Source organism: Paraburkholderia elongata, assembly GCF_013177735.1.
GTDB lineage: Bacteria > Pseudomonadota > Gammaproteobacteria > Burkholderiales > Burkholderiaceae > Paraburkholderia > Paraburkholderia elongata.
This window is the reverse complement of record NZ_WOEZ01000109.1, coordinates 18781-32817: the sequence shown is the minus strand read 5'-3', so window position 1 is coordinate 32817 and position 14037 is coordinate 18781. Positions and strand designations below refer to the sequence as shown.

At 60.4% G+C, this 14037-nt stretch carries 12 protein-coding genes and 2 pseudogenes; 7 read left to right on the top strand and 7 right to left on the bottom strand.

Translation table 11 applies throughout. The features are described 5' to 3' along the window. Positions 1 to 175 precede the first annotated feature (175 nt). Together GNZ13_RS20740 and GNZ13_RS20735 are read left to right on the top strand one after the other, a co-directional pair. Positions 176 to 1636 carry an amidase gene (locus tag GNZ13_RS20740; protein WP_172167660.1) on the top strand — a complete coding sequence of 487 codons (1461 nt, stop codon included), beginning with the start codon at positions 176 to 178 and terminating at the stop codon, positions 1634 to 1636. Positions 1637 to 1671: 35 nt separating this feature from the next. Then, positions 1672 to 2976 (top strand): purine-cytosine permease family protein, encoded by a 1305-nt coding sequence (locus GNZ13_RS20735; RefSeq protein ID WP_172167658.1) that lies wholly within the window; start codon positions 1672 to 1674, stop codon positions 2974 to 2976. Between the two features lie 518 nt (positions 2977 to 3494). Here the strand turns inward: GNZ13_RS20735 and GNZ13_RS20730 are convergent. Continuing rightward, positions 3495 to 4910: an ISKra4 family transposase gene (locus tag GNZ13_RS20730; protein WP_172167657.1), complete on the bottom strand. Its 1416-nt coding sequence runs from the start codon at positions 4908 to 4910 to the stop codon at positions 3495 to 3497. A 636-nt stretch (positions 4911 to 5546) separates the two neighbouring features. Between GNZ13_RS20730 and GNZ13_RS20725 the strand changes: the two genes are divergently transcribed. Further along, the gene (locus tag GNZ13_RS20725; RefSeq protein ID WP_172167655.1) at positions 5547 to 5867 is read left to right on the top strand and encodes a DUF4148 domain-containing protein; all 321 of its coding nucleotides are present in this window, start codon (positions 5547 to 5549) and stop codon (positions 5865 to 5867) included. Between the two features lie 204 nt (positions 5868 to 6071). Continuing rightward, a complete protein-coding gene (locus GNZ13_RS20720; RefSeq protein WP_172167653.1) occupies positions 6072 to 6266 on the top strand; it encodes a hypothetical protein in 195 nt (64 codons plus the stop codon). Positions 6267 to 6327: 61 nt separating this feature from the next. Here GNZ13_RS20720 and GNZ13_RS20715 read toward each other — a convergent pair. The 6 genes and pseudogenes from GNZ13_RS20715 to fumC all read right to left on the bottom strand — a co-directional run. Then, a pseudogene (locus GNZ13_RS20715) lies at positions 6328 to 6774 on the bottom strand (transposase); the annotation flags it as partial. A 27-nt stretch (positions 6775 to 6801) separates the two neighbouring features. Next, the gene (locus tag GNZ13_RS53855) at positions 6802 to 7074 is read right to left on the bottom strand and encodes a fumarylacetoacetate hydrolase family protein (protein ID WP_328807264.1); all 273 of its coding nucleotides are present in this window, start codon (positions 7072 to 7074) and stop codon (positions 6802 to 6804) included. A gap of 196 nt (positions 7075 to 7270) precedes the next feature. Next, positions 7271 to 8050 carry a twin-arginine translocase subunit TatC gene (gene tatC, locus GNZ13_RS20705; RefSeq protein ID WP_172167650.1) on the bottom strand — a complete coding sequence of 260 codons (780 nt, stop codon included), beginning with the start codon at positions 8048 to 8050 and terminating at the stop codon, positions 7271 to 7273. 32 nt (positions 8051 to 8082) lie between these two features. Then, on the bottom strand, positions 8083 to 8607 hold the full coding sequence (tatB, locus tag GNZ13_RS52490) for a Sec-independent protein translocase protein TatB (RefSeq protein ID WP_236002102.1): 525 nt from the start codon (positions 8605 to 8607) through the stop codon (positions 8083 to 8085). Between the two features lie 36 nt (positions 8608 to 8643). Continuing rightward, complete coding sequence (gene tatA / locus GNZ13_RS20695) at positions 8644 to 8880, bottom strand: Sec-independent protein translocase subunit TatA (RefSeq protein ID WP_172167649.1); 237 nt, start codon at positions 8878 to 8880, stop codon at positions 8644 to 8646. Between the two features lie 158 nt (positions 8881 to 9038). Next, positions 9039 to 10544: a class II fumarate hydratase gene (gene fumC / locus GNZ13_RS20690; protein ID WP_172167647.1), complete on the bottom strand. Its 1506-nt coding sequence runs from the start codon at positions 10542 to 10544 to the stop codon at positions 9039 to 9041. A 485-nt stretch (positions 10545 to 11029) separates the two neighbouring features. On the opposite strand from fumC, the gene GNZ13_RS20685 reads away from it, so the two are divergent. The 3 genes and pseudogenes from GNZ13_RS20685 to GNZ13_RS20675 form a co-directional block, all read left to right on the top strand. Further along, entirely contained in the window at positions 11030 to 11575 is a 546-nt protein-coding gene (locus GNZ13_RS20685; RefSeq protein ID WP_172167645.1) for a hypothetical protein, read from the top strand. 6 nt (positions 11576 to 11581) lie between these two features. Beyond that, positions 11582 to 13009: an FUSC family protein gene (locus tag GNZ13_RS52485; protein ID WP_236002101.1), complete on the top strand. Its 1428-nt coding sequence runs from the start codon at positions 11582 to 11584 to the stop codon at positions 13007 to 13009. Next, positions 12921 to 13904 (top strand): annotated as a pseudogene (locus GNZ13_RS20675) (IS256 family transposase); the annotation flags it as partial. The gene GNZ13_RS52485 and the pseudogene GNZ13_RS20675, both read left to right, overlap by 89 nt. Between the last annotated feature and the right edge of the window lie 133 nt (positions 13905 to 14037).

Sequence of the window (14037 nt, the reverse complement as noted above, 5' to 3'; positions counted from 1 at the left end):
GCCAGTCCTTCGCGATTGGGCCGGCCGCCGCCCAGCCCGGGCTGTAGCACTCCCGCGTCCTCCTGTTCACAAATTTTAACAAACCGACACAGCCTGTTCAACGGATGGTGGAGACTCGTTCACAACATCGATGGATAGTTAGCGCACCACCCAAAAACCGGATCAGGAGATGAGCATGGACGTCAAGCAACAGATCTGCGGCATGGACGCGGTCGCCCTCGCGAGGGCCATTCGCAGCAAGGAGCTTTCGCCCGTCGAAGTGGTCGAGGCACACCTGGCGCGAATGGATGCGCTCGAGCCGTCGATTCACGCGTTCTGCACCATTACATTGCAAGCGGCGCGCGAGCAGGCGCGCCAAGTGGAAGCACGCATTCTGCGCGGCGACGAGGTGGGTGCACTGGCCGGCGTGCCTGTGGGCATCAAGGACCTCGTCAGCACGGCGGGCATCAGGACCGCGTCCGGCTCGCCTGCGTACAGGGATTTTGTGCCCGACGAAGACGACGTGGTCGTCGAGCGCCTTAAAAAGGCCGACGCGATCATCGTCGGAAAGACCAACGTGCCGGAATTCGGCTACAGCGGTGTTGGCCACAACCCGGTATTCGAAACCACCCGGAACCCATGGAATCTGGACATGACGCCAGGTGGCTCCAGCGCGGGTTCCGGCGCGGCGGTGGCGAGCGGCGAGGTGCCGTTTGCCATCGGCAGCGACGGCGGCGGATCGATCCGTATTCCGGCGGCGCATTCGGGAATTTACGGCATCAAGCCGTCGATGGGGCGCGTGCCGCTCTATCCCGGCTGCCGTGATGAACGCTACCCAGGCGTATCGAGTTGGGAGAGCCTGGAGCATATTGGCCCGATGAGCCGGACGGTCGCGGATAGCGCACTGATGCTGTCAGTGATCGCAGGGCCTGATTCGCGCGACCGCCATTCGCTGCCGTCCGCCGGTTTCGACTGGCTAAAAGCGCTCGACGGCAACCTGAAAGGGCTGCGTGTTGCCTACAGCCCGGACTGGGGCTACGCGGCTGTCGACCCGCAGGTGCGCCGCGTAGTCGATGACGCAGTGCGTGTCTTCGAGCGCGATCTGGGCTGTAGCGTCGAGATCGCGCATCCCGGGTGGAGCGATCCCTTCGACGCGTTCTGGGCGATCGTCGCGATGGATACCGACCTCAAAGGCATGCGTGAAATGGTGGCTCGGTGGGGCAAAGAGATGTCGCCGCACCTAGTCGCGTTTCTGAATCATCCGTGGACCGCAGAGGACTTCACCAACGCAATGGTGACCCGCAAGAGCGTGGTCAACAAGATGTGGCGCTTCATGACGAACTACGACCTGTTGCTGACGCCGACGCTGACGGTCCCGCCTTTCCCCGTTCATTGCCAGGGACCGGAGAAAACCGACGGCCGCATGGTCGCGCCAACGCAGTGGCTCTCGTTCACCTATCCGATCAACCTGACCGGCCAGCCGGCGGCCTCCGTGCCGGCGGGCTTCACAAGCGACGGCCTGCCGATCGGCCTGCAGATCGTTGGGCGCCATCTCGACGATCCGCTGGTGCTGCGCGCGTCGGCGGCGTTCGAGCGGGCGCGTCCGTGGCGCAATACGGTGCCGCCGCTGCTCAAGGACCTCGGCCTCGTCCAGTGAACAGCCTATCCAGCCAGGAAACCCAGGGGGACATCATGACCAGCTCGACCGAACAGCACGGGCTCGACGAAGAGTTCGAGCACAAGCCCGTTCCACTCTCGCATCGTCACCGGTTGTCTTCGGTGGCGGCGGTGTGGTTCGGCTTTCCAATGATCATCACGAACGCGGTATTCGCCGGCATCATCGCCTACAACCTCGGCTTTTCGCGAGCACTGCTCGCGATCCTGATAGGCAACGCGATTCTGCTTGCGTACGTGGGCACGTTAAGCTTCATCGCCGGTAATACCGGCCGCAGTTTTGCGCTGCAGGCCGAGCGTACATTCGGCAAAAAGGGCTACGCGATCACATCCGGCTTTCTCGCGAGTGTTGTTGTCGGATGGTTTGCGTTTCAGACCGGTCTCACCGGGACGACGGTGCACGCGTCGTTCGGGTGGAACGAAACGGCGACCATCGTAGCGGCCACGCTGCTCTATACCGCTGTGACGTTTATCGGTATTCGCGCGCTCTCGATCGTCGGCATGATCGCCGCGCCGCTTTATTTGATTCTGGGATTTGCGGCGCTGTATCTGATCGGATCTGAGCATTCGCTGTCGGGTGTGCTTGCGTACGACGGGCTCGGCGCGAACAGCATGATGTCCTTCGGCGGCGCCATCACGCTGGTGGTGGCGACGTTTGCCGATTCTGGCACGATGACCGCGGATTTCACCCGCTGGTCGAAGGACGGAGAGAGTGCGGTCTATGCAACCCTCACCGCGTTTCCATTTGCCAACATGGTCGCGCAGGTGTTCGGCGTCGTGATCGTATGCGCAGGGGCCGCCGCAGCGCCGGCGACCGAGGGTGGCAACTTCATGTCGGTTCTGACCAGCCATGGCGGCGTGCTGTCGGCCATTGCGCTGATCTTCGTCTTCGTGAACCTCGGGTCGGTGTGCACACATTGCCTGTACAACGGTGCGGTGGGCTGGGGGCGCATCGCGAACAGGAAGATGAGAACGATGACCGTCCTTCTCGGGTTACTTGGTGGAGTGCTGGCCGTGGCAGGCGTGTGGAGTCTGTTCCTGAACTGGCTGAACCTGCTCGGCGTGCTCGTACCCCCGATCGGCGCGGTGATCATCGTAGACCAGATCCTTGTGCGGCATTACTCGTACGACGACGACGTGCCGAACTTCCGTGGCAGTGCGTTCGCGGCGTGGGCATGTGGCGCGTTCGTTGCGGTGCTCGTGCACGCGACGGCGCCGTGGTTCTCCGATGCGGTCGCCGGAATGCTGGTGGGTGGGTTCGCGTATTACGCGCTGTCCCAGGGGGCGAGGCGCGCGGTGCGTCAGCGCAACAGCTTGCTTTAGGAGCGCGCGGGCGCTGCGCTTCGGCAAAGGGCGGGGCGGCCTGTCTTCAGGTTTGCTCCGTCGAGCTCAGGTCACCGCACCGCGCGAACGTCTCGTCAGATCGCGCCGAACCGCCTCGCCGGTTCGCTTAAGGCCCCCTAAGCCGCGACCATCTGCAACTTTGAAAATATGCTTTTCATCGGCGGTGACGCATCACGTCCCAACACTGGCGTGGGCCCATCTGCCCGAGCATCCTCCGCCGTATCAATTCGCGACGGTAGTGACTGGCAACCAGCACCGCGGCGACGGCCAGTCCCAAAACCCCCCACGACAATTCCCGCCCACGAGTCACTCAAGGAAGGCTCCCTTGGCTGAAGAACTGGATCACCCAGTAAGTGTCATTTGTCGTCAAGCATGCGAGCAGCAGCTTTGAGAAAAAGCTGGCCGTCGTCGGTAACGCGAGGGCGTTGTTGAGCGGAGGCGAGTTGCTCCAGTGTGACAAGTTGTCGGGAGCGGACGAAAAGTGGGGGAGTGTTCGTTCAACGCCGAACGGCCTCGGGTGACCTGAAGTGCGGGTATCGGTTTCGAAAGCAGCGTTCCAGTCTTCCATCGAGCAGCTCGACGCGGGTCTGCAGCAGATAGTGGGCCCCGTGCATGGACCATCGCATTTGTTGCCGTTTTGAGAGACGACGATTGATCAAGTGATTCATTACAGACTCTGCTGACGCCGACGACACACGGCGTCCTTCCATTCTTGCGCGTTGATAGTCGACAAGATCCTTTCTGTTGTGCTCGAGGAATGTGAGCAGACGGACGGTTGCACGATAAGCAGTACCTGAGGTGAGTCGATAGAAAAAAGGCAGTTCTTCTGCAGCGATTGCCAAAGAGGCGGCCAGCGTGCGGAGCATTTCGATTGCCGTCTCACCCCGACCGCGCCATAGCGCGTCGCGCACTCTGCCAAGAAGGCGCTCTGATCGCTGCATGATTTCAGGTCGCTTAGAGAAATAGTTGTACGCACAAATGGAAGATCGTACAGCCCGCAGCTTCATGCTGACGTGGAACCAGTCAAGAATCCTGGGCGATACACGAGGAGCTATTGATGTCACCAGCGAGCGCATTCCGCGAGCACCATCCGAGATCACGTCGATTATGGTTGATGGAACCCAGCCACATTGATCGAGCGCGCCCGCCACAAGAACCCGGGTCAAGCTCGGACGCTGCAAAGCAGACACAAATCTTCGCGCCATTTGGCCATCGCGCTCGACCCTGCCTGCGATGACTTCGAATTTGCGAACTTCCTGAAACTGGTTCGCGCTCAATACCGTTCCATCGATCGCGATCCGCAGGTGGCTGGCGCTGTTGCGCTTTCGTGCGCCAGCTAACCATCCGATCCGGAACTGTTCGTTTTCGACATATTCGCCGCACCGAACGGTATCTTTGCGGACTGTAGTGTGTGATAGCGTCGGCAGTCCCGCCAGGTCGGCGACGGAACGTGCGGCCTCACGATAGGAAACGGAGGCACCGTGTTTAGCGCAAAGGTATGTTAACTCTGGGGTGCGTCGCGTCGGCAGAAGAGGCTCAATGGAACATTCTGAAAACCGCAGACTGATAGAGTCCCCGTTGTCATCGTACGGCTCAGGCGTGCACAAGCAGGAGACGACCCGCGGCACCTTAACCTGCACTCTGCCAAGTGCAGTCGAAAAGGTCCGGGGACGCCAATCCTTGACGCGCCGATAGCTGCCGCATTCCCGGCAGTTCCGACGAAGCTTATCGTATGCGTTAATCTGGTCTTGGGCCACGCATTGTTGCAGCGCAGCCAGCAGTTGACGACCTTCGGCAAGAGACAATCCGAAATCGGCAGGGGTAGCGCCATTCACCGGGCGACTAACAGAGCCAACGGGGACTGTCTCGTCCGTTCCCTGTCGTTGCAGAAGAATTTTCCAACGCAGTTCCATGGCCGTCTCCCCAGTAGGTCAACTACTGCAGTTTAGACCAGGCGTGCCTCCCCCAGATTTTGTCCACTCCCTGCCGCGAAGGTAAGTTGACGCCGCGCGGAGCGGGCTACCTGCGTGCCGTGACGGGAGCGTGCATGATCCACGCGCGCCTGATTGCCATGGCTCGCAGGCCCCGGTCTTCGTCATCCGGTTCCTGCCTCGCACACGAGGCTCCGCTGCGTAATGCGGTGCAATGGTCACGCGCCTCTTCCAGCGCTCGTTTCGGCGCAAGCGCAATAGCCGCTTGCCGACGCGCCTCGCCCAATATCCGGCCCGGTTTCGCCGGCCTGCTTGCCATCATCACGAACACGAGACGCGACGTGTCTTCCTAAACGCCGCGTCACTATTCGTCAACCACAACTCTCCATTTGCGATGCCTTCGAGCATTTCACTTGTAACCGAAGCGAGGCGCACCTGAAGCGTTTGGGTAACAGTGGGTTGATTAAATTCAGTCATCGGATGCGGATGCAGTGACTGGCGACGATATAGATCCCGACTACTCACTGCGGCGCCCGGTTCGATCCTGTTTAAGGATCAAGACGTCGGTCGATGTCACTAGTTTCATACCTCTTTAAACCTTGATAAGGATGCTTAATCATGAAATCCCTCGCGTCGGTTGCCGTTGCTGTTGCCGTGCTTGCCAGCCCGATCATGTCTTTCGCCGCGACCAATGGTCCGGTAACCCGCGCCGAGGTCCGCGCGCAACTCGTGCAACTCGAAAAGGCTGGCTATAACCCCTCGGCAGGCGACGATCCGCACTATCCCGCCGACATCCAGGCCGCCGAAGCAAAAATTGCTAAGCAGGATGGTGACCGGCTCGCGGTTGACGCCGTGGGCGGCGTAGCGCAGGCCGGTTCCTCGCAGACAGGTTTGGCGGCAAATGCAATGTCGTCCCGTTCCCTGTATGCCGGGCATTGACAATCTGTCAGTCCATTCGAGTGATGTCCGGTAACGCACATTCGGCAAAGCGGAGACACGCCAGCAACGGGTGTCTGCCGCCGTCTGCCGGCATGGCGAGCGACGAACCCGAAGCGGCAATCCTGATATTGCGATCCGCTTTTGCTGACTGACTCGTTCACAGTGACTTGCCGGTTCGTACAGCCAAACTACTGCGAGAAACCGATGGAAGACCTGATAGGTCGCGCGATTTACCACCCGCTCGTCGCGCTACCTACGTTCTATCTGACCGATCTGATGTGTAAGGTCGACTACAGCCCGGTCATTGCCCTCCTGGTGTTGGCATCTGGATCAACGTTCCGGCTGGCGCGGCTTTCAAGCAGATGGTATCGCCGCAGCAGAAGAGAATCTGGAAACTGATATTCCCGGCACCACCCGTGGCACTGACGTTTCGTTATGCGAGTCGCAAACTATTGTTCGCGGGTGACCATTGCAGTTGGAGCCTGGCCACTACCAGGCGTGCCAGCGTCCGATTCTTAACAAGCTTACAGGGTTAGGGACGCCGTGAACGATCCCACGCCAGTCGATCAGCCTGATTCGCCCGATAGCATTCTGGTCCGCCGTTTCGCCAGATTTCGCGGCTGACGGTGGAGGCAGCCCGACCGAGCTGCTTTGCAATCGAATGCAGTGAATCGCCTGAAACCAGCGCCCGCGATATCTCCTCGCGCTCGGCCAACGTTAGCGCCAACGGAGATCGGCGACGCGGTGCCGGCCTTATTCCCCCTGTCTCAGCCAGAATCCGCTCTACAGACGAGTGATTCCGGTCAAACAGTTGAGCAATGTGCTGAAGAGATTGACCTTTCTGCCAGTGCTCCCACATCAGCGCCTTCTGGCTCTCTGTGCAGTCAATCCGTCGTCTTTGCTTCATTGCAACACTCCTGCCGCTCGCGCAGGCTCAAGTGTGTTGCATCGACGGGTTGAATCCGCACACAAAAGAGGGCGCATCGCCTCGGCAGACGATGCGTTCAAAGAACTCACGATGACGCCTGTGAGGTAAGCCGAATGTGTTTGTCAATGTTCCCAATCCCGAAATAGATACTTCCACGGTGTCACCCGCTTTGAGGAAACGCGGAGATGTCGTACCGATTCCGACTCCGGTAGGAGTACCAGTCGATATGATGTCGCCAGCCACGAACTCCATGCCGGCGGAGATTGACTCAATCAGAATCGGGATATCAAAAGATTAGGTCGCTGGTTCTGAGCCGTCCCAACGCGAAGATCGAAGCAATTGTTCTGAGGATAACGAACGTGGACCTCGCGCAAGGCGAAGTTCTCGTTCTATTCCGATGTGAGTTACAAGGAAATCGGAACCAATGAAATGTGAGCGGCCGGATCGTTACGGTCAGAGTCGTGCAGAACCGATGTCAATCCACGTCGAAATGCGCACGCGTGTCGCCGGATCGGGCGCCGGCGATGAGACGCGCCGCGATCAGCCCCGCCTCGTAGAGAACGATCAGCGGCACAGCGAGGATCAGCTGCGAGAACACGTCCGGCGGCGTAATGGCAGCAGCGATCACGAAGGCTCCGACGATCACGTAAGGCCGTATCTGCCGGAGTTTCGCGATGCTGACGATGCCGGTGCGCGTGAGCATAACAACGACGACCGGCACCTCGAACGTCACGCCGAACGCAATGAACATCGTCATCACGAAGCTCAAGTAGTTGTTGATATCGGTGGTCATTTCCGCGCCAAGCGGCGCGTTGTAGTGTGCCATCAGACGGAAGATGGTCGGAAACACGACGAAGTACGCGAACGCCATGCCACACAGGAACAGCACATAGCTGCTGCCGATCAGCGGCCCGATTAGCTTCCTTTCATTCCGGTAGAGGCCCGGCGCAACGAACGCCCATAACTCATACATCACGCATGGCAGTGCGATTACGAACGCGACGAGCATCGTCACCTTCATCGGTACAAAAAACGAGCCGGTGACGTCGGTGACAATCAGCTTGCCGCCTTCCGGCAGATTCTGCATTAGCGGCCGGGCGAGCAGACGGAATATATCGGGCGCCCAATAGACAAGACCGACGAACGCGACGATCAGCGCAGCTCCCGCGCGAACCAGCCGGCGGCGCAGCTCGACGAGATGCGAGAGGTAGGTTTGGTTTTCAAGGTCGGTTTGTGTTTGCGGTAGGTCACTCACGGCGCTCACCTGTCTGATGCAACGGTTGAAGTTCAAAAGAAGCGCACCGGCTGTGGTCGCGTCGCGGGACGATTGCCGCCGGATCGTGCCTTGCGCAACAGGATCACCTGAGAACCAGCGTCCGGCGCGCGATTGCCGTTTCGCAGGCCGGCGCGCATCGGGCGTCTGCGTCGCGTCGAATCTCCAGATGCATTTTTTGGGATAGTGCGCGATGTAACGCCATTGCTCACGCCGATCGCTGATGTGTCGCCACCTGCGATTGCAATCGGTGAGTCCGGCCTGGCGAGTGTTGATAACGCATCGCGCTGGCCAGACCTGGTCGAGTCGATCGCGTCTTCGAAGCGGCCCACGGTCGACTCAAACTGAGCCTTCATCCGGCGCAGTTCGTCGAGTTCCATCTCGCGCGTTACCTGAGATTTCAACTCGTTGACATAACGCCGCGCCCGACCGAGGAGTGCGCCTGCCGTGCGCGCTACGCGCGGCAGGCGTTCCGGTCCGAGGACGATGAGCGCAACTACGCCTATCAACGCCATTTTGGAAAGATCGAAGTCCAGCATCGTTGTATCCTCCATCCGCGCCCGATAGGCGTTTGATCAGCGAAAATCGTCGGTACGACGCACCGTTTCCTTCGCGTCGACTTCCTCCGTTGCGCCGCGTGGCGACCATTGCGGCTCCAGTCCGGCGAGCGATTCGGCTTCTTTAACGCCTTGTTTGAAACCCTTGACCGCGAAGCCGAGATCGCTTCCGATACTGCGCAGCTTGCTCGTGCCGAACACCAGCGAAATGATCGCCAGCACAATCAACCAATGCCAGATGCTTAGGGAACCCATGACAAATCTCCTACGAAGTCGCCGCGTCAGTGATTGCGGCATGAAACTTGGCCGTCAGGCCGGGATGCGGTGCTTAATACGTCCGTCGAGCGGTTTGTTAAAAGCCGCCGACGGGTGTCGGGCAACGCGGCTAACAGGAAGGCAGCCGGAACGCCCGGTTACTCGTGTGCGACGTACGGCGTCACCATCTTCTTCGGATCGACGACCTTATCGAACTCAGCCTCATTGACAAAGCCGAGCTTTAGCGCGGCTTCCTTCAACGTGAGGTCGTTGTCGTACGCGTAGTGCGCGATCTTCGACGCCTTGTCGTAGCCGATGACCGGCGAAAGCGCCGTCACGAGCATCAGCGAACTGTCGACGTCCTCCTTGATCTTCTTCAGGTTCGGCTTCGTCCCTTCGATCAGGAACTTGCGGAAGGTCGTGCACGAGTCGGTCATGATCGTGATCGAGTGCGTGATGTCGAAAATGATCAGCGGCTTGTAGACGTTCATTTCGAGGTAACCGCTCGCACCGCCGATGCCGGTCGACACGTCGTCGCCGATCACCTGGGCGGCGACCATCGCGAGCGCTTCGGCTTGGGTCGGGTTGACCTTGCCCGGCATGATCGACGAACCCGGTTCGTTTGCCGGAATGATCAGTTCGGCGAAGCCCGCGCGCGGGCCGCACGACATCAGCCGGATATCGTTCGCGATCTTGAAGAGCGAAACCGCGAGCGTGCGCATTGTTCCAGACAGGTGGACCAGCGCGTCGTGCGCTCCCTGTACCGTGAACTTGTTTGGCGCCGTCACGAACGGCAGTTTCGTGAGCCGGGCGATCTCGCCCGCCGACGCTTCGGCGAATCCGGGTGCCGAGTTCAGGCCGGTGCCCACCGCCGTGCCGCCGAGCGCGAGACGGTAGACGCCCTTCAGTGCATCGTCGAAGCGTTCGAGGTTGTCCGTTAGCATGCCGGCATAACCGGACCATTCCTGCCCGAGCGTGATTGGCGTCGCATCCTGCATGTGGGTCCGACCGATCTTGACGATGTCCTTCCAGTCGTTCGCTTTCACTGCGATCGAATCGCGCAGCGCCGCCACGGCGGGCATCAGCCGCTGCTTGACGTTGATCGCGGCGGCCATATACATCGCCGACGGGAACGAGTCGTTCGACGATTGCGACATGTTCACGTGGTCGTTCGGATGGACCGGCGTCTTGCTGCCGAGCGGCGTGCCGGCAATCTGGCAACAGCGGTTCGAGATGACCTCGTTCACGTTCATGTTGAACTGCGTGCCGCTGCCGGTCATCCACACATGCAGCGGGAACATGTCGTGATGCTGGCCGGCGAGAATTTCATCGCACACCTGCACGATCAGCTTGTGTTGCAGCGCGTTCAGCCGCTTGCCGGCGAAGTTCGCATTCGCGGCTGCCTTCTTCAGGATCGCGTACGTCGTGATCATTTCGCGCGGCATCAGATCGCCGCCAATGCTGAAGTGTTCGAGCGAACGCTGCGTCTGTGCGCCCCACAGCTTGTCGGCTGGAACGTTGACAACGCCCATGCTGTCAGTTTCCCGGCGGAAACCGGCCTCTGGTACGACTGCTTCGGAAGCAGCACCTTGAGCGAACGCGGAAGTCCCGGCGACGGCCAGAGAGGCAAGAAGGGTCGATTGAATCATTTCTCTGCGATTCATTTGCTTTCCTTTAAAGGATTGAGAGGTTAGTCAGCGTGATTGGCAGCATCGGCACATTGCGAGGCCGAGCTACGACGGATACCGGGTGGTGCGACGCGCAACGGTGGGGCAACTCGTTGATTGCATTCGTTGTCCGCCTGACGCCCGTCGCTGCGTTCACATCCGATGACTGAATTTCATCAACAGGCCATTACCCGAGGGTTTCAAATACGAGCGGGTTCGGTTGCAGATGAAATGGCTCGATCGCGCATGCGCGCAATGCGCTCGACGATCGGATCGCGGCTGTGATGAAAGTGCCGGGGCCGGCGCGAACAAGCGCGCCTCCCAGCGGGGCGCCTGTCGGACAAGAGGAGCGCCATCCGTGTTTCATTGGTAATGTTTTGCGGCGACGTCGAAACAGTTGCGTGACTTTCCGCGGCTTTAATGCCGACATGCGGTGCAGCGGCGAGGCTGACCGCTCGACAACGCTCTCAGGATCTGATTCCATGACTCCTTCAACACGGGCTGTTCTACGGCGACTGACTGGTTCCGGGACGCTGCGCCACATGCCTTTGGGCGATGCGTTGCGGGGCGGAATCGTATGCGCGACGCCGGCGGTGCTGGCGGCGGTCCCGCACACGCCGCTTTTGAGCTGGTCTGCGATTGCGGCGTTCTGGACATGTTTCTGTGACCCGGGCGGCAGCAGGCGAACCAGACTCCGCTTCGCTTTGGCGTTTGGCGCGGCTGGTGCGGTCGCTTCGGGCCTGGGGGCGTGGGTGGGAGCCTGGGCGACGCTTGCGCTGGTGCTCGCAGCGTTGACAGGTTTTGTCGGTGCATTCGCTGGAGTCAAGGGTTCCAAAGTCGGTTTGTGCGCACTGCTGGTGGCGACCGACTTCGCGCTATCAGTTGCATTTCCGGCTGGCGATCTCTCTCATGCCGTCGCGTACGGTGCTTACTTCCTGTATGGGAATCTGTGGGCGGTGGCGTTCGCCATACTGCTGTGGCATACCGATCCGTTGTCGCCCGCGCGGCGCGCGGTCGCCGTCTGCTAGTTCGAAATGTCCGGGTTCGCCGGGAAACTATCGCGCCGCCTGGCAGGGACCGACAGTGACGGGGGCGGCCCTCCTGGCGCCTGGCGGGTCAGGGTCCGTGAACTCCTGGAGACTACCCGCAGCGCAGTAGCTTCGGCGGGGCAAGGACCGGAGAGCGGAGCCGGAAGCCGATGGGCCGTTGAACTTGCTTTCACAGCGGAACAGTCGTTTGTGGCGCTGGTCGCTCTTGAGCATCTGCTGGCGCCGGGCCCAGTAGGCGAACAAACGCCAAGCCGGCTGCGCGAGAGTATATCGACAGCCCTTGCGGAGCTGGACGACCTTCTCGGTGCGCTCGTGCCTTGTTTTGGCTTTCCCGGCAGGGCAGCGCGGGGGGATTTTGCTCAACGGCTGTGCCGGTTTGATGCGTCTGTCGAGCGCTTCGAAATTTGCCACCGCGAAATTTCTGCGGCACGTGGAGAGGGAATCAACGGTGCACCCGTAACCGCGGCCCTCCGCCAGGTAGGCCATGCCGTTCGTCACCACATCGAGACCGCCGAAATTGCCGCAAGCAGCAGATTCCGCACGTCGGCCGCTGCTTTGCTTCGGGTCGCGACGCCGCGCTGCAATAGCTCGTTCTGGGAAGAGGCGGTCGCGAACTTCAACACAGAATCCATCTGGCTCCAGCATGCAATTCGTGTCGCGCTCGCCAGTGCACTATCCGTCGCACTCGTTCGGCATTTCAGTCCGAACCATGGCTACTGGTTGAGCCTGACCGCACTGTTCCTCGTGCAGCCGAACGTTGCCATGACGTTGAAGCGCTCCGCACACCGCGTTGCCGGCACGATCGTCGGCGCGCTTGTCGCCGCGGTTTTGGGTTGCTTCATCCACTCGCCGCTGCTGCTCGCCTTGGCGGTGCTGCCACTGGCGATAGGTACGCTTGCAGCGCGTTCAGTCAGCTACTGGGCATACGCGCTGTTTCTCACGGCGCATTTTATCCTCGTTGCACAGCTTGGGCAGCCCAGCGGGTCGGAGCTCGCGCTCACGCTTGCTCGTGTGTCCAACAGCGTGGCCGGGGCGGCGCTTGCGATCGCCATTTCGACGCTCGCGTGGCCGCGTTGGGAGAAGCACCGTATCACGCATGCACTGGCTGCTGCTATCGGGGCGGCTGCAGCCTATGTCACAGAGGCGTTGCATGTTGCGGGAGGTTGCACGGCTACAGGCGCCAGTCTTCAGGATTTGCGACGCAACGCATGTATGGCGATAGACGCAGCCGAGGCTTCGTTCCACCGGATGTTCCGGAAGCGAAGTCGCCAGAACGACGCCCACATCACACCCTCCTTCGTACAGATCGGGCGCACCCGCGATACAGCTACCGCTCGATATTCCGCGCGACCGCCAGGGTGCGTTCGAGCCGAAACTGGTGGGGCGCCATCAGACGCGCTGGACGGGCTTTGATGACAAGATCATCTCGCTCTATGCACGGGGACTGAGCGTACGGGAGATTCAGGGCCATCTGGAGGAAATGTACGGCACTGAAGTGTCGCCCACCCTCATTTCCGCCGTCACCGACGCAGTCAGCGAGGAGGTGAAGATCTGGCAGACTCGCCCGCTCGACGCGCTTTACCCGATCGTCTACCTGGACTGCATCCACGTCAAAGTGCGCGACAGTGGCGCGGTGCGGACCAAGGCGGTCTATCTGGCCATCGGCGTGAACATGGATGGCCACAAGGAGGTCCTGGGCCTGTGGATCGCCCAGACCGAGGGCGCGAAGTTCTGGCTGCAGGTGGTCACCGAGTTGAAAACACGCGGCGTGCAGGACATTTTTATTGCCTGTGTCGACGGGCTCAAAGGCTTCCCCGAAGCCATTGAAGTGGTCTATCCGAAAGCGGCCGTGCAACTGTGCATCGTGCACATGGTGCGCAACAGCCTGAACTCCGTCTCGTGGAAGGTGCAGCGCGAGGTCGCCGCCGATCTGAAGACGATCTACACTTCATCGACCGTCGAGATGGCGCAGCAGATGCTGGGCGCCTTCGAGGCGAAGTGGGACAGGGACTACCCGTCGATCGGGCAGAGCTGGCGGCGCAACTGGGAACGCGTCATTCCGTTCTTCGATTACCCGCCAGAGATCAGGAAGGTGATTTACGCCACAAATGCCATCGAATCGATCAACATGAGCCTGCGCAAGGTGATCAAGACCCGTAGCTCATTCCCGACCGACGAGGCCGTGACCAAGCTGTTCTACCTGGCGCTGAACAACATCAGCAAGAAGTGGTCGATGCCGATCCGGGACTGGAAAGCAGCCCTGAACCGCTTCACCATCCAGTTCGAAGAACGGCTGGTGCCGGCTTAAACACAAACCCGTTTACACAAAATTCGGGACACTCCCCAATTCTATTCCCTTGCCACATAACCGCTCTTCTGTCTGATGACCGCGCTCGTCCGGTTTCCCTTGTTGCAACAGAGCCGGAGCGCCGCCTCTATTT

Excerpts from the sequence above, each read along its gene's own strand:
- GNZ13_RS20740 (WP_172167660.1), top strand. The coding sequence starts at position 176 with ATGGACGTCAAGCAACAGATCTGCGGCATGGACGCGGTCGCCCTCGCG.
- GNZ13_RS20735 (WP_172167658.1), top strand. The coding sequence starts at position 1,672 with ATGACCAGCTCGACCGAACAGCACGGGCTCGACGAAGAGTTCGAGCAC.
- GNZ13_RS20730 (WP_172167657.1), bottom strand. The coding sequence starts at position 4,910 with ATGGAACTGCGTTGGAAAATTCTTCTGCAACGACAGGGAACGGACGAG.
- GNZ13_RS20725 (WP_172167655.1), top strand. The coding sequence starts at position 5,547 with ATGAAATCCCTCGCGTCGGTTGCCGTTGCTGTTGCCGTGCTTGCCAGC.
- GNZ13_RS20720 (WP_172167653.1), top strand. The coding sequence starts at position 6,072 with ATGGAAGACCTGATAGGTCGCGCGATTTACCACCCGCTCGTCGCGCTA.
- tatB (WP_236002102.1), bottom strand. The coding sequence starts at position 8,607 with ATGCTGGACTTCGATCTTTCCAAAATGGCGTTGATAGGCGTAGTTGCG.
- tatA (WP_172167649.1), bottom strand. The coding sequence starts at position 8,880 with ATGGGTTCCCTAAGCATCTGGCATTGGTTGATTGTGCTGGCGATCATT.
- fumC (WP_172167647.1), bottom strand. The coding sequence starts at position 10,544 with ATGAATCGCAGAGAAATGATTCAATCGACCCTTCTTGCCTCTCTGGCC.
- GNZ13_RS20685 (WP_172167645.1), top strand. The coding sequence starts at position 11,030 with ATGACTCCTTCAACACGGGCTGTTCTACGGCGACTGACTGGTTCCGGG.
- GNZ13_RS52485 (WP_236002101.1), top strand. The coding sequence starts at position 11,582 with ATGTCCGGGTTCGCCGGGAAACTATCGCGCCGCCTGGCAGGGACCGAC.